The organism is Clostridioides sp. LIBA-6622, assembly GCF_056716095.1.
The window spans coordinates 683,411-702,183 of sequence record NZ_CP196998.1; the positions used below are offsets into that span (position 1 = coordinate 683,411).

20 protein-coding genes are annotated in these 18,773 nt (G+C 29.1%); 12 read left to right on the top strand and 8 right to left on the bottom strand.

From position 1 onward, the window contains the following. Positions 1–46 precede the first annotated feature (46 nt). Positions 47–172: a hypothetical protein gene (locus tag ACTG47_RS03465; RefSeq protein ID WP_479926121.1), complete on the top strand. Its 126-nt coding sequence runs from the start codon at positions 47–49 to the stop codon at positions 170–172. Here the strand turns inward: ACTG47_RS03465 and ACTG47_RS03470 are convergent. Then, positions 169–1,149 carry a CPBP family intramembrane glutamic endopeptidase gene (locus tag ACTG47_RS03470; protein ID WP_479926122.1) on the bottom strand — a complete coding sequence of 327 codons (981 nt, stop codon included), beginning with the start codon at positions 1,147–1,149 and terminating at the stop codon, positions 169–171. The genes ACTG47_RS03465 and ACTG47_RS03470 overlap by 4 nt on opposite strands. 479 nt (positions 1,150–1,628) lie before the next feature. Here ACTG47_RS03470 and ACTG47_RS03475 point away from each other — a divergent pair, with 479 nt between their 5' ends. The 4 genes from ACTG47_RS03475 to ACTG47_RS03490 all read left to right on the top strand — a co-directional run bounded on the left by ACTG47_RS03475 (position 1,629) and on the right by ACTG47_RS03490 (position 7,653). Continuing rightward, positions 1,629–2,279, top strand: coding sequence for a GntR family transcriptional regulator (locus ACTG47_RS03475; protein WP_479926123.1), 651 nt, complete (start codon positions 1,629–1,631; stop codon positions 2,277–2,279). Positions 2,280–2,415: 136 nt separating this feature from the next. Further along, a complete protein-coding gene (locus ACTG47_RS03480) occupies positions 2,416–4,443 on the top strand; it encodes an alpha/beta hydrolase family protein (protein ID WP_479926124.1) in 2,028 nt (675 codons plus the stop codon). A 51-nt stretch (positions 4,444–4,494) separates the two neighbouring features. Next, on the top strand, positions 4,495–6,450 hold the full coding sequence (locus ACTG47_RS03485) for a S9 family peptidase (RefSeq protein WP_479926125.1): 1,956 nt from the start codon (positions 4,495–4,497) through the stop codon (positions 6,448–6,450). 12 nt (positions 6,451–6,462) lie between these two features. Then, complete coding sequence (locus ACTG47_RS03490) at positions 6,463–7,653, top strand: permease (RefSeq protein WP_479926126.1); 1,191 nt, start codon at positions 6,463–6,465, stop codon at positions 7,651–7,653. 120 nt (positions 7,654–7,773) lie between these two features. On the opposite strand, the gene ACTG47_RS03495 is transcribed toward ACTG47_RS03490, so the two are convergent. After that, positions 7,774–8,286, bottom strand: coding sequence for a P-loop nucleotide/nucleoside kinase family protein (locus tag ACTG47_RS03495; RefSeq protein WP_479926127.1), 513 nt, complete (start codon positions 8,284–8,286; stop codon positions 7,774–7,776). A 3-nt stretch (positions 8,287–8,289) separates the two neighbouring features. After that, complete coding sequence (locus ACTG47_RS03500) at positions 8,290–8,886, bottom strand: GNAT family N-acetyltransferase (RefSeq protein ID WP_479926128.1); 597 nt, start codon at positions 8,884–8,886, stop codon at positions 8,290–8,292. 310 nt (positions 8,887–9,196) lie between these two features. Here ACTG47_RS03500 and ACTG47_RS03505 point away from each other — a divergent pair, with 310 nt between their 5' ends. The 4 genes from ACTG47_RS03505 (at position 9,197) to ACTG47_RS03520 (ending at position 12,312) form a co-directional block, all read left to right on the top strand. Continuing rightward, positions 9,197–9,571, top strand: coding sequence for a GntR family transcriptional regulator (locus ACTG47_RS03505; protein ID WP_479926129.1), 375 nt, complete (start codon positions 9,197–9,199; stop codon positions 9,569–9,571). Position 9,572: 1 nt separating this feature from the next. After that, complete coding sequence (locus tag ACTG47_RS03510; protein WP_479926130.1) at positions 9,573–10,430, top strand: ABC transporter ATP-binding protein; 858 nt, start codon at positions 9,573–9,575, stop codon at positions 10,428–10,430. A 2-nt stretch (positions 10,431–10,432) separates the two neighbouring features. Then, complete coding sequence (locus ACTG47_RS03515; protein ID WP_479926131.1) at positions 10,433–11,071, top strand: ABC-2 transporter permease; 639 nt, start codon at positions 10,433–10,435, stop codon at positions 11,069–11,071. Between the two features lie 500 nt (positions 11,072–11,571). After that, entirely contained in the window at positions 11,572–12,312 is a 741-nt protein-coding gene (locus ACTG47_RS03520) for an MBL fold metallo-hydrolase (RefSeq protein WP_479926132.1), read from the top strand. 227 nt (positions 12,313–12,539) lie between these two features. On the opposite strand, the gene ACTG47_RS03525 is transcribed toward ACTG47_RS03520, so the two are convergent. From ACTG47_RS03525 to ACTG47_RS03535, 3 genes are all read right to left on the bottom strand, one after another. Continuing rightward, positions 12,540–13,511 carry an arsenic resistance protein gene (locus ACTG47_RS03525; RefSeq protein WP_479926133.1) on the bottom strand — a complete coding sequence of 324 codons (972 nt, stop codon included), beginning with the start codon at positions 13,509–13,511 and terminating at the stop codon, positions 12,540–12,542. Between the two features lie 215 nt (positions 13,512–13,726). Then, positions 13,727–14,020, bottom strand: coding sequence for a YciI family protein (locus ACTG47_RS03530; protein WP_169466728.1), 294 nt, complete (start codon positions 14,018–14,020; stop codon positions 13,727–13,729). Between the two features lie 154 nt (positions 14,021–14,174). Then, positions 14,175–14,363, bottom strand: coding sequence for a hypothetical protein (locus tag ACTG47_RS03535; RefSeq protein ID WP_479926134.1), 189 nt, complete (start codon positions 14,361–14,363; stop codon positions 14,175–14,177). A gap of 220 nt (positions 14,364–14,583) precedes the next feature. On the opposite strand from ACTG47_RS03535, the gene ACTG47_RS03540 reads away from it, so the two are divergent. Together ACTG47_RS03540 and ACTG47_RS03545 are read left to right on the top strand one after the other, a co-directional pair. Continuing rightward, complete coding sequence (locus ACTG47_RS03540; RefSeq protein ID WP_169466732.1) at positions 14,584–15,276, top strand: hypothetical protein; 693 nt, start codon at positions 14,584–14,586, stop codon at positions 15,274–15,276. A 26-nt stretch (positions 15,277–15,302) separates the two neighbouring features. Then, positions 15,303–16,313 carry a GGGtGRT protein gene (locus ACTG47_RS03545; RefSeq protein ID WP_479926135.1) on the top strand — a complete coding sequence of 337 codons (1,011 nt, stop codon included), beginning with the start codon at positions 15,303–15,305 and terminating at the stop codon, positions 16,311–16,313. 256 nt (positions 16,314–16,569) lie between these two features. Here ACTG47_RS03545 and ACTG47_RS03550 read toward each other — a convergent pair whose 3' ends face one another. Beyond that, positions 16,570–17,145: a cysteine hydrolase family protein gene (locus tag ACTG47_RS03550; protein WP_479926136.1), complete on the bottom strand. Its 576-nt coding sequence runs from the start codon at positions 17,143–17,145 to the stop codon at positions 16,570–16,572. 174 nt (positions 17,146–17,319) lie between these two features. Beyond that, complete coding sequence (locus ACTG47_RS03555) at positions 17,320–17,874, bottom strand: hypothetical protein (RefSeq protein WP_479926137.1); 555 nt, start codon at positions 17,872–17,874, stop codon at positions 17,320–17,322. Between the two features lie 213 nt (positions 17,875–18,087). Between ACTG47_RS03555 and ACTG47_RS03560 the strand changes: the two genes are divergently transcribed. Beyond that, positions 18,088–18,468, top strand: a complete 381-nt coding sequence (locus ACTG47_RS03560) for a BlaI/MecI/CopY family transcriptional regulator (RefSeq protein WP_479926138.1) — start codon at positions 18,088–18,090, stop codon at positions 18,466–18,468. The last annotated feature ends 305 nt before the right edge of the window (positions 18,469–18,773 follow it).

Genomic DNA, 18,773 nt, shown 5'->3' on the forward strand with positions numbered 1-18,773 from the left:
AGACATTAAAATATATAAAACTGTCTAAAGCTAAGAGGGTTTTGCTATGTTCAAAACTAAGGTATCGTCAGGGCAAAAACTTAAAGAAATAGAATCATATTCAAAAGATGAGAATACAGTAATAAAAATAATGGAAGAATTAAATATCGGAAAAAGTATATGTATAAGCTAGTTAGAACTTTCATCAGGATTATTAGTTTTGTATTCTTTAGTAAATAAGAATGGTAAAAACAATATAGCATCAACTACAATACTCCATAATAGTGATTCTAATGTAAATATAGATTCGTTACCTCCTTGAAGTATAGTGTAAATGTTGTTATTTACTAAGTGGATTAATATTGGAGCCCAAAGGTTTGTTGTTTTCATATAAGTATATCCTAAGAATATTCCTATAAAGGTACAATATGATATATGGGAAATAACACAATAAAATGGAGTTTCGGGACTGTACAAAGTAATACAAAGAGGTAAATGCCAAATTCCCCATATAAAACCTAAGATTATTACACCAAATTTTTTCCCATAAATCTTTTGTAGTCTAGGTTGAAGAAAGTATCTCCATCCAAATTCTTCTCCAAAAAATAAATTAAAACCAAAACATAAATTTATAATTATATTTACAAATGCTATAACAAATTTATTTATAATATCAATTGATAAATTTTCATCACTAATAATAATTCTAACTATAATTAATATCAAGAATATTAATATTACACTTAAAACCTTTTTAAAATTTTTACCTAAAGATAAATTTAAAACTTCAAATTGAGATTCATTGTAAAGAACAACAGCTAGAAGATAAAAAGATGTTAATGTATCTATTGTTGCAGAAATAATACTGTTATTAATTAAAAATGTTTCAGCTATAGATATTACTATTCTCACAATTGTAACTATAGCAAAAAACTTTAAAAATTTATCCACTGTTTGATTGAACTTATAATTAGAAACTCTTTTTAGGACAACAATAGCAGAAAATGCAGGAATATACATAAATAATAATGAAAAGTTTGATATAAATTCGCTATTATTTGGTTTTGATACTGATAAAAATAAAAATATTGATATAAAAGCAATTAGTAAAAAGTTTATTAATAAAAAGTAATTTATTTCTTTTTTTATTAATTTAATATCATTTAACATATTAATTCTCCTTATCTTAAACTTTAAAATTATATATATATAGTAGCAGATTTCATATAGAAATAAAAATATATAATGAATTTAAAAGAATTTGTTAGATATTCAGTATCTTAGAATTTAAAAAATAGGTTACTTAATTTAATAAAGTAAAAGAATCTTAGGCGAGTACCAAAATACGTATCAATCAAATATAAAAATCATAAATATAAAACTTATGCAGTATAAAATTTAAAATATATTAATGGTAATATAAACATAATAAAAATCTAAATTAAAAATAGAAAAATAAAAAATTTTAAATTTAAAATTTTTTATTTTTTATTTATTGCGGAAAGAATAAAAAGATGCTATACTTTTTGTAACATATTATTCCAGTTATTAAGACATAATAAGCTTTTATAGTTTAATTTGTCTAATGCTATTTTAGAGATTATGTTTTTATTATAATATGGCAAAAGAATAGAAATAAGGTGATAGTAGTGAAAGTAAAATCAAATTTAGATGAAATTTTATATCATAAGATTATTGAAAGTCTTATTCGTGGCGAATACTCTGTGGGTCAAAAAATCTTACTAAATGACCTTTGTGAAAAATTTGAAGTAAGTAGAACACCAGTAGTACAAGCAGTAAAAATGTTAAATAAAGATGGTGTGCTTACTATTATGACAAATGGTAAAGTATATGTACCAGAGTATGAATACGATATGGTAAAGCAAGTTTGTGAAACAAGAACACTGATTGAAACATATGCTTTAGAAAAAATGATGCAAGAGGAAGAAGAAGTGTTCCAACAAAAGTTAGAAGTAATAAAAAGATATTCTGATAAATGTGAAGAGTTCTATAAACAAGAAAAATCTGTAGAACTTGCATTGACAGATTTAAAATTACACAAAGCTATTGTTGAAGGTGCTAATAATGAGATTTTAAATGATGTATATGTTGGTATACAAGGAAGATTTGTAGTAGTTAATTATCTGATACGACCATTAAAAAATCGTAACTATGAAGGAACAGTGCAAGACCATTTTGAAATATTGAAATTTATTGAAAGTAAAGATACAAAAAAAGCAGTGGAGAAATTAAAAAGTCATATTCAAGGCACTATTAAACGCTTTTGTGAAGATGAATAATGTACTTAGAGATTTCTATATATTACAGGAAGCCATAAGGCTTCCTAAAAAAATAGCCTTTATAAAATTTTTTATTTTAAATTTAAAATTTTTTATTTTAAATTTAAAATAAAAAATGAAAGAGGTGGTAGAGAGTTTGAATAAAATTATTTCAGAAAGGATAGAAAAGACTATGAAGAAGCTATTTACAAATGAAACATTTTTGGAATATCAATTTGTGAGTGATTGCCAGTTGTCACCAGATGGAGGCTATACAGCATTCGTTGTAAAAAAAGCAGATATCAAAGAGAATAGTTACACAAGCCAAATTTATGTATTAGACAATAAGAATGGTGAACTAAAACAAATAACATCTATAAACTCTGTAGGAGCATATGCTTGGGAAGATGAAAATACTATTTTATTTCCTGCTTTGAGAAATGAAAAAGTAAAAGAAGCTATTAAAAATGGTAAGCAATGTATGAGTTATTATGCTTTATCTTTACATGGAGGAGAAGCAAAAGAACTTTTTACACTACCTATCAAGGGTGGAAAATTAAATCCTATAGGAAAAGGTTTGTATGCAGTTATTGATTCTTATGATAATGACAGACCTGTTGTAGAAGGATTGTCAGAAGAAGAGAGACAGAAAAAAATAAGTGCTTATAACAAGAGACATTATGAGCATTTCAAAGAAATTCCTTACGCTGTTAATGGTGAAGGATATATTAGCAGAAAAAGAAAACGCTTATACTTATACAATAGCAACACAAAAGATTTAAAACCAATCACAACGCCTATGTTTAATGTTGTAGGTATGAAAATAAATGATGGCAAAATCTTATATGTAGGGCAAGAGTTTGAAGATGTAAAAGGTTTAAAGAATGGTGTTTATGTATTTGATACAAACACTAATGAGAATGTTTGTATATTAGAAAAAGATAAGTACATTGTAAAAGGTTTTGAATTATACCAAAATCAAGCAATACTAAATTTAACTGATGCTTTATCTTATGGAAATGGAGAAAATGGAGATTTTTATACAATAGATATTGATACAAAAGAAATGAAGTTACTTTCAGAACATCAGCATCATTGTATTGGAAATACAGTAACATCTGATGTTAAAATGGGTGCTGGTCAGACAAGCAAGGTAGATGGTGAATATATTTATTATACTTCTACAGTAAATATGGATTGCATTATTGAAAGAATACATATTCCAACAGGAAAACAGGAAAAAGTTACGCAAACAGGTTCAGTTGACTTTATAGATGTAAAAGATGGAAACATTATGTGTATAGGTTGTTCAGAAAACAGTTTACCTGAAGTTTATACAGTAGAAAATGGAGCATTGTGTAAGAAAACTCATTTAAATGACCATATTTTAGATGAATATAAAATTTCTGTACCAGAATATATCGAATCAAAAGGAAGTTCTAACTGGGCGATACAAGGATATGTATATAAACCAGTAGATTATAAAGTAGGAAAAAAATATCCAGCTATATTGGCGATTCATGGTGGACCAAGACTAACATATGGACCATATTTTATGAATGAGATGCAGGTATTTGCAAGTCAAGGTTACTTTGTTTTCTTCTGTAACCCAAGAGGTTCTGAAGGTCGAGGTAATGATTTTGCAGATATTAGAAAACAGTTTGGAGATATTGATTATATAGATTTTATGGAATTTACAGATGCAGTGCTTGAAAAATACACAGACATTGATGAAACAAAATTAGCTGTAGAAGGTGGAAGTTATGGTGGATTTATGACAAATTGGATTATTGGTCATACAAATCGCTTTGCCGCTGCTTGTGCTCAGCGTTCTATTGCAAACTGGAGTGGCATGGAAGGTACAACAGACATTGGTTACTATTTCTGCAAAGGACAAACGGGTGCTTCTCACATGGAAGACCACGAATTACAATGGAGACAATCTCCTCTTGCTTATGCTGATAAGTGTGTTACACCAACTTTATTTTTACATGGCGAAAAAGATTACAGATGTTATATGCAAGAAGCATTCCAAATGTTTTCTGCGCTAAAAATTCATGGATGTCCTACAAAACTTTGCCTATTTGAAGGGGAAAATCACGAATTATCTCGCTCAGGTAGACCAAAACAAAAGCTACAAAGACTAGTTGAAATGATGGATTGGTTTTCAATGTACATAAAATAATAAAAGAAAAGAATACAGAAAAAGGAACAATAAAGAAAGGAGAATACAAAAATGGAAAAATTAAAGATTGAAAGTTCAGATATTTTTGAATATATATTCCCACATGATATTTCTTGTTCACCTGATGGAAAGCACATTGCTTATATTATATCAAATATCAATGAGGAAAAAGACTGTTATGAACATGACCTATATGCTATGGACATCAAAACGGAAAAACAAATACATATGACACAAACAAAAGATGTAACATCATTTAGCTGGATTTCTAATACAGAGCTCCTTTTTACATCTAAAAGAGATAAAGCAAAAGCAGGGACAACAGATTTTTACACTATTTCTATAAAAGGAGGAGAAGCAAAAAAAGCATTTTCTATTCCAAAAGCTTGTAGTGTGCCCATATCACTTGGAAATAAATTATGGTTATTTACAACAAAAAATCCAACAGATGCAAAAAAAGCAGAACTAGACAGAGCAGTAGAAGGAGTAGATTACTGGACATTTACAGATAAACCTTTTATAAGAGATGGGGAAAGTTTCTCTCAAAGGAGACGTGTAACATTAGAATTGTATCAAGAAGGAGAAAAAGAAACAAAAGCTATTACACCAAAATATTGTGAAGTAGCAGGAATAGATGTTTCTCCTGATAAAAAAAGAATTTTATATTCTGGTCAGATTTATGAAGATTGTGCAACACCTTTCTCTGGTCTTTGGGAGTATCATGTAGATAGTGAAGAAACAAGAGAACTTATACCACAAGGAAAATATCAAATCAGCTTAGTCAAATATATTGGTGACGATAGAGTAATGTTACAAGCTTCTATATTAGACCGCTCTATTACACAAAATCATGATATTTTCATGCTTGACTTGAATACTGGAGAAATGAATATGATTGCAAGCCCAGATGGTATGTATGCTACATTACTGGATGTAGATGCAGTATATGGTGGTGGACGTAGTAATAAAGTTATAGGAGACAAGTTTATAGGAGCAAGAATTTGCAGAACTATGACAGAGTTTGATGAGTTTGACACAAAAACGGGCAATATACGTATCATCACAAAAGTGGATGCTTTTACATCCTTTGATATTTATGACAACACTATGTACACAATTATGTTAAAAGATTATGAGTTGGCAGAAATATATAGCATTGATATGACTACAGGTGCAATGAAAAAAATGACTTCTTTCTCTAAACCATACTTGGATAGTCATAAGGTTTCACTACCTGAAAAATTGACATTTGTAGCAAAAAATAAAGAAGAGGTTGATGGTTTTGTTATACCACCAATAGATGCAAAAGAAGGTGAAAAATATCCTGCTGTATTGTTCATTCATGGTGGACCTAAATGGGCATATGGTTACATGTTTACACACTTAAAGCAATGTGTAGCTGCAAAAGGGATGTATGTTATTTATTGTAATCCTCATGGTGGTGACGGTTATGGTGAAGAATTCTTGGAAATGGTAGAAAGATGGGGATATGTTGATTATGACCACCTTATGGAATTTGTAGATACTTGTATTGAGAAATATCCTGAAATTGATGCAGACCGCTTAGGTGTTGCAGGTGGAAGTTATGGTGGTTATATGGCAAACTGGATAATTGGTCATACAGACCGTTTCAAGGCAGTTGCTTCTCAAAGAGGTATTAGTAACTTGATTACTGCTTCTTTAATTATTGATTTTGGGGATAGAATTATGAAGCAAACTTGTGGAAATAATACACCTTGGAATCATGAAGAGGTTCTTTGGAACCATTCACCTATTAAGTATGTAAAAAATGTAAAGACACCAACTTTATTCTTGCATAGTGATAGGGATTATAGATGTTTTATGGGAGATACTTTCCAAATGTTCACAGCATTAAAACAACTTGGTGTAGATACAGAGATGTATTTATTCCACGGGGATACACATGGATTGTCTAGAAACGGAAGACCATCTAATAGAGTTGTACGTGCTAATGCAATTGTAGATTGGTTTGAAAGATATTTATAAGGGGGTTATTCTATGAGTGATATGTTATTATGGTTTAGTGTCGTATTAATCTTATTTGCTATCGGAGATTTGATTGCAAGTAAAACAAAAGCAAAAGTTTCAGCTGTATTTGTGACATTACTTTTATTTTTGATTCTCTTCGTTACAAAAGTGATACCAGGGGATATTATTGAAAGAGCAGGTATGACAGCAGCTGCAAGTTGGAGTGTTCCAATGATTATGTTTAGTATGGGGACAATGTTGAATGTTAGACAATTTATAGATGAATGGAGAACTGTGTTGACTGCATGGCTTGGGATTGTGGCAGTTATAGTTTGTGTTTCATTGTGTATACCTTTGTTTGGAAAAGCAACAGTGTTGACAAGTATACCAGTTATAAATGGGGCATTGCCTGCTACCACTATTATGACACAAGCAGCGTTAGAAAAAGGATTGACACTTGCAGCGGCTACAGCAACAGTTGTATTTGCAATCCAAAAATTTGTTGGAACACCAATTGCCTCTAGGGCTGCACTACAAGAAGCAAACCGTCTTTTAGTGGAGTATCATGAAGCAAAAGCAAAGGGAATTGATTTAGCAAATGTTGATAGTGATAAGAAAGAAACAGAAGGTGGAGGAGCAAAAGTAAAGCAAGTATTCTGTGAGAAGTATGATAAATATTATTCTACAAATGTTTGTATATTTTTTATAGCGATATTCTCTTATTTAGGATATGAGCTTTCAGAAGTTATACATGTGAATTATTCTATTGTTTGTCTTATTGTTGGTGTTCTTGTAACTCGTATTGGTATTGTACCAAAAGATATTTTGGAAAAAGGGAAAATCAAAGGTTTTATCAACATGGTTGTGTTTGCAGCGGTTATTCCTTCTTTAGCAAAAGTTTCTTTGGGAGATTTAGTTAGTCTGTTTGTGCCAATTGTAGGTATGTTCGCAGTCTCTATTATTGGTATATTCCTTATGATGAAGGTACTTCCTGGTTGGAAAATCATTGGTTCTAAGCCTCTTGCTTTTGGAGTAGGATTCTGTCAGATGTTAGGATTCCCAACTACATATTTGATTTCAAATGAAGTGTGTAATGCTATTGGAGAAACGGAAGAAGAAAAAGCATATTTGATGTCTAAAATAATGCCTAAGCTAGTAGTTGGTGGTATGGCCTGTATGATTTCCATTGTAGTAGCTGGTATTATGGTACCTATGTTATAGATGGGTTTTGTAATAATAAGAATATCTCTTTTCAAGGTCTTACGGTATAGCATCCTCTTTATGTTATACCGCTTTTCCTTTTTCATCTCGTCATATTTTAAAATTAATAAGAATATAATCTCAAAAATTAATATCTACAGTATACTCATCTTCTATTAAGATATAATTACAGTCATACTTTTTACACATTTGTAGATTTTTAGTATTTTCTTCAATGGTAGATTCCATTGTGCAGAATGAATCATCCAATCGACTTTCAATAGCATTTGCATAGTTTTTAATATCTGAAAAATGTCTTTCTATATAATTCTTAGTCATAACAAGACAATAATACTGAATTTCTTTTACATACTTACTATCAAAATCTTTTTTCCAATCGAATGGAATATAACATCCTTCGACTACAAGATTCTGATTATTTTCGATAGCCGTTTTTATAATCTCTTTAACTATAGACCACAAATAGGGTACAAGTTCTTCATCATCTTCTGGTGTTAACTTAGTATTGCCACTTCGTATAAGTCCCATTTTTAAAAGGTCAATAGATAGATATGTATATTTGTATTTTTCTAATATTTTCTGTGCAAATACAGTTTTCCCAGTATGAGAAGCACCTGCAATTAAAATAATCATAATTTAAACACCTCTCTCAATAAAGTGAACCATTGAATTGTCCCAGTACTTTTTATACACTCTATCATTTTTACCATCAAGATTTAATTGATACATTCTAAATGTGACTAATATATCCTTTGGTTGCCATTGTTCTTCATAAGAATATTGATAGCTCATACCTAATTGTTTCATTACATTACCACTACGTGGATTTTTAATATCATGTGTAGCAGTAATATAAGGGATATTATCTATTTTTAATTGTTTGACAATAGCTTTACTTGCTTCAGTCACAATACCTTTGTGCCAAAATTCTTTACACAATCCATAACCAAAATCATGATTATCATCCATACTTACATTGACATAACCTATAGGGATATTGTCGTTTTTTAAGCAAATAGCATAGTTATATCCATGAGAGTTTTTATATGCTTTTACATACTTTTTTTCAAAAAATATCTTTGCTTCTTCCATTGATTTAAGGGGAAACCATGGCAAATAAATATTTACATCTTTATCATTGTAAATTGTGAACAAAGCTTCTATGTCATTCTCAGTAAATCTTCTTAATATGAGTCTTTCTGTTTTAAGTTCAGGAGTATTTTTAAATATCATATTCCTTATTCTCCCTTCAAGATTAAAATTTATCAGCTAAATTCTTGTAATAGATTATACTATGATTTTATGTTCTAGTCACTTTTTTTGATTTGATAAAGATATTTATTATTTAATTGCCTCTCTATAGAAAAAGAATAAAAGTATCACTTAAGGAGCATTTTATACATTATATTTTAATAAGCAAATGATACTCAAACATAAATTGAAAAGCACACTTAAGAGTCAATATATCTTTATATATTGACAAAGAAGTGCATTAAGTATATAGTGTGTATATAAATACATCACATAGGAGGTGATAAAGAAAATGAAAGTTGTCATTTCTAATACATCAGATAAGCCATTGTACCAACAAATTAAGGAGCAAATTAAAGAAGCAATATTTTCTGAAGAGCTGAAAGAAGGGGATTCGATGCCATCTATAAGAAATTTTGCTAATGATTTAAAAGTTAGTATTTTGACTATTAGACGAGTTTATGAAGAACTTGAAAATGAAGGATTCCTTACACGTCAAGTTGGAATAGGAACTTTTATCTCTACTGGAAATCTAGAAATGTTAAGAGACTCAAAAAGACGTATAGTTGAACAAAAAATGGCAGACATGATTAAAGATGCAAAGGCACTAGGAATTACACAGGTAGAGTTACAAGAAATGATGGATATTCTGTATGAGGAGGATTAATATGGAAAATATTTTGGAAGTTTCTAATTTAAATAAAACTTATGATAGTTTTTCGCTATCAGATATAAATTTTACCTTACCAGAAGAATGTATAACTGGATTTATAGGTGTTAATGGAGCAGGAAAAACAACAACTATACGTTTAATATTGGATGTTATAAAACGTGATACTGGTAAAGTAAAAATATTTGGTAAAGATTTTGATGGAAATGAAAAAGAATTAAAAAATAGAATTGGAGTTGTTTTTGATGATTCATATTTCTATGATGAATTATCAATGGCAGAAATGAAAAGCATTATTGCACCTTCGTATGATAACTGGTGTGAAAAGGAATATCAAGAAAATATGAAAAGATTTAATCTTAACACAAAACAAAAGATTTCTACTCTTTCAAAAGGGATGAAAATGAAATTTGCTTTAGCATTAGCTTTATCTCATAAAGCTGAGTTTCTAATTATGGATGAACCTACAAGTGGATTAGACCCTCTAATCCGTAGTCAGATACTTGATATATTGAAAGAGTACATGAAAAAAGGTGGTCGAGGTGTTTTCTTTTCTACCCATATAACATCTGATTTGGAAAAAATAGCAGATATGATTGTTATGATTGATAATGGTCAAGTTATATTAGAATGTGAAAAAGATACTTTATTAGATGAACATAGAAAAGTAAAAGGGGATATTCAGTTTTTAAATAACGAAATAAAGAAACTATTTTTAAATTTAGAGATTACAGATTATGGTTTTGTTGGTATTACTTCAAAGATTGATGAAGTGCAAAAAAATATGCGAGATATTTTGATAGAGCGTCCTACAATTGAAGATATTATGCTTGCATATATTGGAAGGAGAGAGTAGTTATGTTGATTTATTTAGTTAAAAAGGATATTTTGATTGCCAAAAAATATATATTGTTGGTATTAATTTTTGCAATAGGGATTCCATTGTTTGTGTCATGGCGTTCACCTATGTTTGCGCAAACGCTAGGATTTACATTATCAATTATATTTTCAGAATTTATGTTATGTCAGTATGTTTCATTAAAGGAAAGTCAATATTCAAAAGCATCTGCATTACTGTGCTCCACTCCTTATCCAAGACGTGGATTAGTTCAATCTAAGTATGTTTTATTCTCAATAGTGTTTGTTTATTGTACATTAGTTTATTGGATTGAAAATTTACTTATGCCACAATTGGGAAGTATTAATCTGACACATATTTTGATTGTGTTATTAATAAGCTCTATCATTTATGGAGTATACATGCCTATTCAATATAAGTTAGGATATGAAATAACAAAATTTTTTTTCATGGTGATAATTATGGCTACACCATTAGTATCACCATTAATTATAAGTAACATCAATTTTGAAATTCCTTTTATAAATCAATATCCAATTTATATAGTGAACATTGGACTACTCCTTTTAAGCCTAATTGTATTACTAGCTTCAATGGCTATTTCAGTCAAAATCTTTGAGAATAAGGAACTTGTGTAAATAAGGGGGAAATTTACATGTTACATTTACCTAATTGGGCTATTTTAATTTGTATCTTATTGCCAATAGTATATAAAACTTATAAAATATTTAAAGATGAAAAAAGATAGAGAGTCAAAGCAATATAAAAGAACTATTATTTAAAAATAATTTAAAATGCCAATCTATTATAGTAATTGTTATCCATTGTAGATTAATAAGTAGTTTAGGTAGAATTTAGAAAACATGAGTAGCTAACTTTAGCAACATCTATTTTAGAATGAATCAAAGAAAAGTTATAAAAAATTAAAATAGCTAAAACTATTGAAATGACTTACTCCTATACTAATTACTATACCACAAAATAACAAAAAAATCAAGTCGAGTAATCTTTCAACTTAAGTGATATACTAGGTATTAATGATTTTTTATTAATAAAATATAACTAGAGGCTAATCTATATTTTCTCAATTTCTTTAATTAAATTGACCTCTAATTAAGTAATTATAAGGAGAAATATTATGAACTTAACAAAAGGATTAGATGTTTTAAAAGTTTCATCACATGTATTGGGCGAAAATAAAGTTATGTATATTCCTGTAATCTATACAGAAGATGAGGCAACTCTTGTTGATACTGGTCTTCCAGGTCAAGGGGAGTTGATAATCGAGGCTCTTAACAAAAGCAACACAAGCTTCGATAAATTAAAAAATATAATAATCACTCATCATGATATAGACCACATAGGAAATATAAATTACTTAAGAGAAAAGTCTAAGAATAATATCAAAGTATACGCATACAAAAGTGAAGTTAGCTATATAACAGGAGAGGAAACGCCTTATAAACTTTATATGTTAGAGCAAATGGTGGACAAGATTGATGATAAGATGCTGAGTATGTTAAATGTTATGGGACTTGGATTTAAATCATCATATACTAAAGTAGATGTATCTTTGGATAATCATGAAGTTTTAAATTTAGGCGAGGAAGTAGAAGTCATACATACAGGTGGTCACACTAGAGGTCATATATGCCTTTATTTAAAGAAATCTAAAATACTTATTGCTGGTGATTTGTTAAAGATAAAGGATGGAGAACTTGAGCCAGTTGATATAATACATAGCAACAAGCAAGAGCTGGCGGATGCTATCAAAAATATAAGCAATTATGATATAGAGGAAGTAGTTTTTAGTCATGGTGGTTTGTATCAAAACAATATAAATATAATCGAAGCATTAAAAAATATAGTTATTGAATAATATTATCAAATAGTATTAAGTAATTTAAAATAATCTACAATAATTTTTTAAATTACTTAAAGTCATATCTGAATATGAAACAGAAAAATTAAAGCCAAATAATAAAAATATCCTTAGAATCTATTTCTTTAAGTTCTAAGGATATTGAATTTGATATTAAATTTACTATTAAATTGTTAAATTCTAAGGCTATTAAATTTATTACAAACAAATCTCTAAAGTAGAAGTTAATTGCTAATCACATTGTTCATACCTTTTATCTTTAATAAAATTCTAGTAACTAAAAATAATATAGGTAACTCTATCAAAGGACCTATTATAAGTGCCAATGATATTAAAGGTTTATCTGGGAAAGTAGCTACTGCAATAGCTAGTGCTATTGGAGAATTTCTAGCAAGTGTAGTTAGATTTAAAGATACACTATCTTCATAACTTAGGTTAAGTGCTTTACTTACAACTCTAGTAAAAATAAAATTTATAATAAAAAATATTAATATTGGTACTAGTAAAATAAATAATATTTGATAATTTTCTAGTAGTATTTTTCCTTGAGATGCGAACATCGCGACTATAGCTATATTTAAAAAATACCCTTGAAAATCACATGCCTTTGAAGTTATTTTTTCTTTAAATTCACTAGTTCCTATCTTTTTTATAATTAAATATCTGACTACAATAGAAAGTAAAAGAGGTATCATTAGACTAAAAATAACTGCTTGAGTTAAATTCAGAAAGTCTATGTTTATACTTGAGCCTCCAATCAATAATATATATATAGGTAATAATAATAGCTGTAGAATTAAATTTAAGGGAAGGACAGATGACCCTAAAGCTACATTTCCCTTAGCGATTCCAGTAAATATTAAGTACCAATCTGTGCAGGGTGTAACCATAAGCATAACAAATCCAATTAGAAGCTCTGGATTGTGACTTAGAAATAATTTACCTAAAACAAATATAAGTACTGGAGTCCATATAAAATTTATAGCAATTGATGTAAGTGTAAATTTAAAGTTTTTAAATGAACTTCCTATTTCTTTTATGGGTACCTGTAGAAAGACAAGAAAAAGCATTATTGTTAATGAGGGCATTATTAAGTAATCTGAATATGTTTGTATAAATTCTATCTGACCTAGTAAGATACCTAGAAGTACCATTCCTAAAATAACAAAACTCTGAAATTTATTTACTTCTTCCATGTAGACCTCCTGTATTTGAAAAATGATTTTAGTTGATAATTTATATCAATTATTAAATTATAACACGATAACTGATTTTTAAAAACTAATTAAAAAAATAATTGCGTATTTTAGATTTTGCACAAAATAAATGCCCATATAATCATTCATTAGAATTATAAGGGCATTTTAGTAGTTAATTTTAATTACCAAATTAATATATTTATTTATGTAATCTATAAATCTTTTAACTTTTCAGCTATCAATTTATTATTAATCTTAGATGCTTCAAACTCAATAATTTCATAATCACCAAGTTTGTTAATATAAAAAGGGTCTTCTTGTATAATTTTATTAGCTTCTTCTTTATCAGCATTGCATAAAATTATTCCACCTATTCTAGGATTTTTTCTTCCAGAGCATATAAATTTGTTACTTGCATAGTACTTATTTAAAAACTCTATATGTTCATCTAATTTTTCTTCAATTTTATTTAATTCAACTGTGTATGTTATGTTTACTATTACCATATGTACATCTCCTTAGATAAAGTATATTTAATATATTCAAACTAGCACTTTTATGTTATAAAGTCAAATATAACTCAAATCTTAAAATAAAATCTACAAATCAATTTATGTCATATAAATAGGTATAATGCTCTTTATAAAAGAATTATTTTATTTATAGATTGTAATACTTTTCTAAGATTTTTATTTTTATAATTTCAAAAATAAAAATTAATACCACTGTTATCAACATATTTTTCATATTATTTTCTATAATATCGTACCTAAACAATGCAAAGATGATTATTAATAAAAGCACATTTAAAGAACCTGAAATAAAAAATGCTTTTTTCTTATTATTCATATATTTCCTCCTAGTCATTTACTAATTTTATACTATTACAAAAAGACTAATTTTTTTACCAATTATTTTCATGTAATGAATATAGCAGGTTACTAAAGCTAATGCAATACGCTTGTACAATGTCAAATTTTGTGAGAAAATAAGACAAAGTATAACGCGATAAAGGCAATAAATGGTAAATATACTTGATGAAATTCATTTTTGAAAGGAGTTTTAAAGCATGATTTATTCACATGAAGTAGAAGAAATGTGTACAGTTGCACAAGGCGTTCATCATGGAGCTGCTCCAATTCCTCAAGAAGGAAAATGGGTAAAATCAAAAGAAATCAATGATATCTCTGGTTTGACACATGGTGTGGGTTGGTGTGCTCCTCAACAAGGTGCCTGCAAGCTGACACTAAATGTAAAAGAGGGAATCATTCAAGAAGCCTTAGTTGAGACTATTGGATGTTCAGGTATGACACACTCTGCCGCTATGGCATCAGAAATTTTGCCAGGTCGAACTCTGTTAGAAGCTTTAAATACAGACTTGGTATGTGATGCAATCAACACTGCTATGAGGGAGCTATTCCTTCAGATTGCTTATGGAAGAACTCAGAGTGCTTTTTCTGAAGATGGACTTCCTGTAGGGGCTGGTTTAGAAGATTTAGGAAAGGGTCTCCGTTCACAAGTTGGAACTATGTATGGAACTCTAAAAAAAGGACCTCGTTACCTAGAGATGGCTGAAGGTTATGTAACTGGAATTGCACTAGATGCAGATGACCAGATTATTGGCTATCAGTTTGTAAGTCTTGGTAAGATGACTGATTTCATTAAGAAGGGTGACGATGCTAATACTGCATGGGAGAAGTCAAAAGGTCAGTATGGACGTGTTGATGATGCAGTTAAGATTATCGACCCACGTAAAGAATGATGAAAATCAATTAGGAGGATAAGAATATGGCACTATTTGAATCATATGAAAGAAGAATTGATAAGATTAATTCTGTATTAAATAGTTATGGTATTGCTTCTATTGAAGAAGCTGAGAAGATTGCTAAAGAAGCAGGGCTGGATGTATATGACCAGGTTAAGAAAATTCAGCCAATCTGTTTTGAAAACGCATGTTGGGCTTATATAGTAGGTGCTGCTATTGCTATCAAGAAAGGATGTAAGAAGGCAGCTGATGCAGCAGCATCAATCGGTGAAGGTCTTCAATCATTCTGTATTCCAGGTTCTGTTGCTGACCAGCGTAAGGTTGGTTTAGGTCATGGGAATCTAGCCAAGATGCTTTTAGAAGAGGATACTGATTGTTTCTGTTTTCTAGCAGGTCATGAATCATTTGCAGCAGCTGAAGGAGCTATTGGTATAGCAGAAAAGGCTAATAAGGTACGTCAAAAACCACTACGTGTTATCCTAAATGGCTTAGGTAAGGATGCAGCACAGATTATTTCTAGAATAAATGGATTTACATATGTAGAAACAGAAATGGATTACTATACAGGAGAAGTGAAAGAGCTATGGAGAAAATCTTACTCTAATGGCTTAAGAGCTAAGGTTAATTGCTATGGTGCTAATGATGTAACAGAAGGTGTTGCAATCATGTGGAAGGAAGGAGTAGATGTATCTATAACTGGAAACTCTACTAATCCGACTAGATTTCAGCATCCAGTAGCTGGTACATATAAGAAGGAGTGTATAGAGAAAGGTAAGAAGTATTTCTCTGTAGCATCTGGAGGAGGTACAGGACGTACATTACATCCAGATAATATGGCAGCTGGACCTGCGTCATATGGTATGACTGACACTATGGGTCGTATGCACTCTGATGCACAGTTTGCGGGTTCTTCATCTGTACCTGCACATGTTGAGATGATGGGTCTAATTGGAGCTGGAAATAATCCAATGGTTGGAATGACTGTGTCTGTTGCGGTTAGCATTGAAGAAAGTGCTAAGGATGGTAAGTTCTAGTAGATATAGGATGTTTATATTTTAATTTAAGAATATATTCATATTTAAAATTAAAGATATATTGATATTTTGAGTTAGCAATGTATTGATATTTAAAATTAACAATATATTGATATTTTAAGTTAACAATATGTTTATAATTTGAATTAATAAATTAAGATAATTATGATTTTATCTGAATAATGGCAATTAGTTTAAATATACTAATTGCCATTACTTTAAGTTTACTATTTTTATATAATAAATTGAATTCTATCTAATAAATTGAAACGCCTTTTGTCGATAATTTTTTTAAAGCCTTTTCTGTAGAACTTCCATTTCTACCAAGAACACCATTCTTTATGATATTAACATGATATCCTCTATTTAGTGCTCCTAATGCTGTCTTATAAACACAAGCTGATGAGTCTAATCCAACAATAGAGATTGTTTCAACGTTATTTTCTTTTAAGTGTTGGCTAAAGGTCTTGGAAGTAAAAGCATCTTGCTGATGTTTAACAAACACTTCATTATTTACAACCTTTAAATCACTACAAATAGAAGCTCCCTTTGAACCTTGAAAAAGGCAACCACCCATTGAAATAAGACAAAATAGAAAATCAAATTGATGAAATTCTTGACAGATATATACTATTTTTTGTCCTTGTTCTTTAGCTTCAATAATAATTTTATTTACACTACTTACAAATTCTTCTCTTTTAGGATAAATCCCATCTTTTCCACACATAGTTTCTTGCATATCAATGACCAACAAAACCTTTTGAGGTTCTTGAAAATCTTGTATTTTTTCTCCTTTTGTAGGACGTATAAACAGAAGCATTCTAATAATCAAAATTATAAGAAGAAAGTATGATATGGCAGTGGGCGTAAAGGAACACAATGTGGCAAACATGATAATACTACATAGTTGTACAAAAGTATAGAAACCTTTCATAAACAAGTCTCCTTTTAGTTTATATTTTTAATCTTGAGATAATCTTATTTTTATTTTTAATGATATGTACTCTTACTTTTTGTACTTTGTAATAAAAGCATTGAAAGCAGTAATAAGTAGTTGTTTTTCTTCTTCAACTGTAAGAGTTAGACTTCCTTTGTAGACTAAACAAGCAATGCCATGAGTATAAATCCATATATTATAAAATAATTCTTTTGCCTGTTCAAAACTAAGCGAACCTTCACTAGCAGCACTATCCACCACAAAAGCAAGTTGTTTAGATGCTTGTTTATTTAAATTATAATTTATAGCACTTTGTTGCATAATAGCCTCAAATAAATTTGGGTATTCTTTGGCAAAGTTAATATATCCAAGTCCATAAGTTAAGAAAGTAGAATCATCTAAAGGGTACTCACTGATATATTGAGTATGAAATGTATGGATTTTTTCCTCTACTGCAATGCGTAAATCCTCAACTGTCTGGAATTCTCGGAAAATTGGGGCAACGGATGTACCTAGTACTAGTGCAACTTTCTGAGCAGTGATTACAGTTATACCTTCATTTTTTGCTACTTCAAATCCTGCATTTATAATTGCGTCTCTATCTGTTTTTATTTTAGGTGGCATAAGCTCAACTCCTTAAAATAGTAATTGTTATCTAACAATTACTATTTTATACTCTTTAAAAAATACTGTCAAGGAAACACAGTAAAATATATAATTTATTTTAGAATTGTGTTTTTTTAGTATTTTTATGACATATTGTTATTATTGTAATTGATTTTGTAAAATTATTACTGTAATATCTAATTATATAGATAAGGGAGTGGAGTGATAACTATGTGTTTAAAAAAATTATCAAAATTAGAATTAGTTATTATGAAATTTATTTGGAATTTAGATATAAAAACAAATTCATATGAAGTTATTGATTATATGCAGGAAGAGCATAATTTACCAGAGAAAGTGGCTTTAAAAACTCTATCAAAATTGTCAAAGAAAAAATTCTTATATGTCCAAGAAACGAGTAAATGTACATACTATACAGTTGCAATCAAAGAAAGTTCGTACTTTGAATTTATATCAAGAAATGTACAAACCCTTTTGAAGAATATTTTTATAAAGACTTTATTAGTGTCATTTCATGAGGAGGAGTTAACAGCAGAGAAGATAGACTCATTGGAAAATTGGGTGGTAAACTGGGAAGAAGTTTGTATATAATCAGAAAAAAGTTTGATGATATAATTTTCTTGAAATTAAATCTCACATGTGAATCAATAGTCTTTCTTTAGATATTAAAATTATGATTAAAAACAAAGATAATATGTATAGGAATTGTAAGTAAGATTTTATAAAATAACTAATTATAATTTATATAAAAAAAGTAGTAATTTGTATTTGGACATGATTTATATATAATTTTATTATATTTACTTACAATTGAAATAACTTCTTACGATTTTAATAACTTTAGATTTATTGACTCTGCAACCTTTTATATAAGGTTGCAGAGTTTCTTTTTGGTA

What these genes read in the sequence shown, in the direction of transcription:
- ACTG47_RS03540 (WP_169466732.1), top strand. Translation starts at nt 14,584, where the DNA reads ATGATTTATTCACATGAAGTAGAAGAAATGTGTACAGTTGCACAAGGC.
- ACTG47_RS03495 (WP_479926127.1), bottom strand. Translation starts at nt 8,286, where the DNA reads ATGATTATTTTAATTGCAGGTGCTTCTCATACTGGGAAAACTGTATTT.
- ACTG47_RS03545 (WP_479926135.1), top strand. Translation starts at nt 15,303, where the DNA reads ATGGCACTATTTGAATCATATGAAAGAAGAATTGATAAGATTAATTCT.
- ACTG47_RS03520 (WP_479926132.1), top strand. Translation starts at nt 11,572, where the DNA reads ATGAACTTAACAAAAGGATTAGATGTTTTAAAAGTTTCATCACATGTA.
- ACTG47_RS03490 (WP_479926126.1), top strand. Translation starts at nt 6,463, where the DNA reads ATGAGTGATATGTTATTATGGTTTAGTGTCGTATTAATCTTATTTGCT.
- ACTG47_RS03535 (WP_479926134.1), bottom strand. Translation starts at nt 14,363, where the DNA reads ATGAATAATAAGAAAAAAGCATTTTTTATTTCAGGTTCTTTAAATGTG.
- ACTG47_RS03515 (WP_479926131.1), top strand. Translation starts at nt 10,433, where the DNA reads ATGTTGATTTATTTAGTTAAAAAGGATATTTTGATTGCCAAAAAATAT.
- ACTG47_RS03485 (WP_479926125.1), top strand. Translation starts at nt 4,495, where the DNA reads ATGGAAAAATTAAAGATTGAAAGTTCAGATATTTTTGAATATATATTC.
- ACTG47_RS03470 (WP_479926122.1), bottom strand. Translation starts at nt 1,149, where the DNA reads ATGTTAAATGATATTAAATTAATAAAAAAAGAAATAAATTACTTTTTA.
- ACTG47_RS03525 (WP_479926133.1), bottom strand. Translation starts at nt 13,511, where the DNA reads ATGGAAGAAGTAAATAAATTTCAGAGTTTTGTTATTTTAGGAATGGTA.
- ACTG47_RS03555 (WP_479926137.1), bottom strand. Translation starts at nt 17,874, where the DNA reads ATGCCACCTAAAATAAAAACAGATAGAGACGCAATTATAAATGCAGGA.
- ACTG47_RS03505 (WP_479926129.1), top strand. Translation starts at nt 9,197, where the DNA reads ATGAAAGTTGTCATTTCTAATACATCAGATAAGCCATTGTACCAACAA.
- ACTG47_RS03500 (WP_479926128.1), bottom strand. Translation starts at nt 8,886, where the DNA reads ATGATATTTAAAAATACTCCTGAACTTAAAACAGAAAGACTCATATTA.
- ACTG47_RS03530 (WP_169466728.1), bottom strand. Translation starts at nt 14,020, where the DNA reads ATGGTAATAGTAAACATAACATACACAGTTGAATTAAATAAAATTGAA.
- ACTG47_RS03560 (WP_479926138.1), top strand. Translation starts at nt 18,088, where the DNA reads ATGTGTTTAAAAAAATTATCAAAATTAGAATTAGTTATTATGAAATTT.
- ACTG47_RS03465 (WP_479926121.1), top strand. Translation starts at nt 47, where the DNA reads ATGTTCAAAACTAAGGTATCGTCAGGGCAAAAACTTAAAGAAATAGAA.
- ACTG47_RS03510 (WP_479926130.1), top strand. Translation starts at nt 9,573, where the DNA reads ATGGAAAATATTTTGGAAGTTTCTAATTTAAATAAAACTTATGATAGT.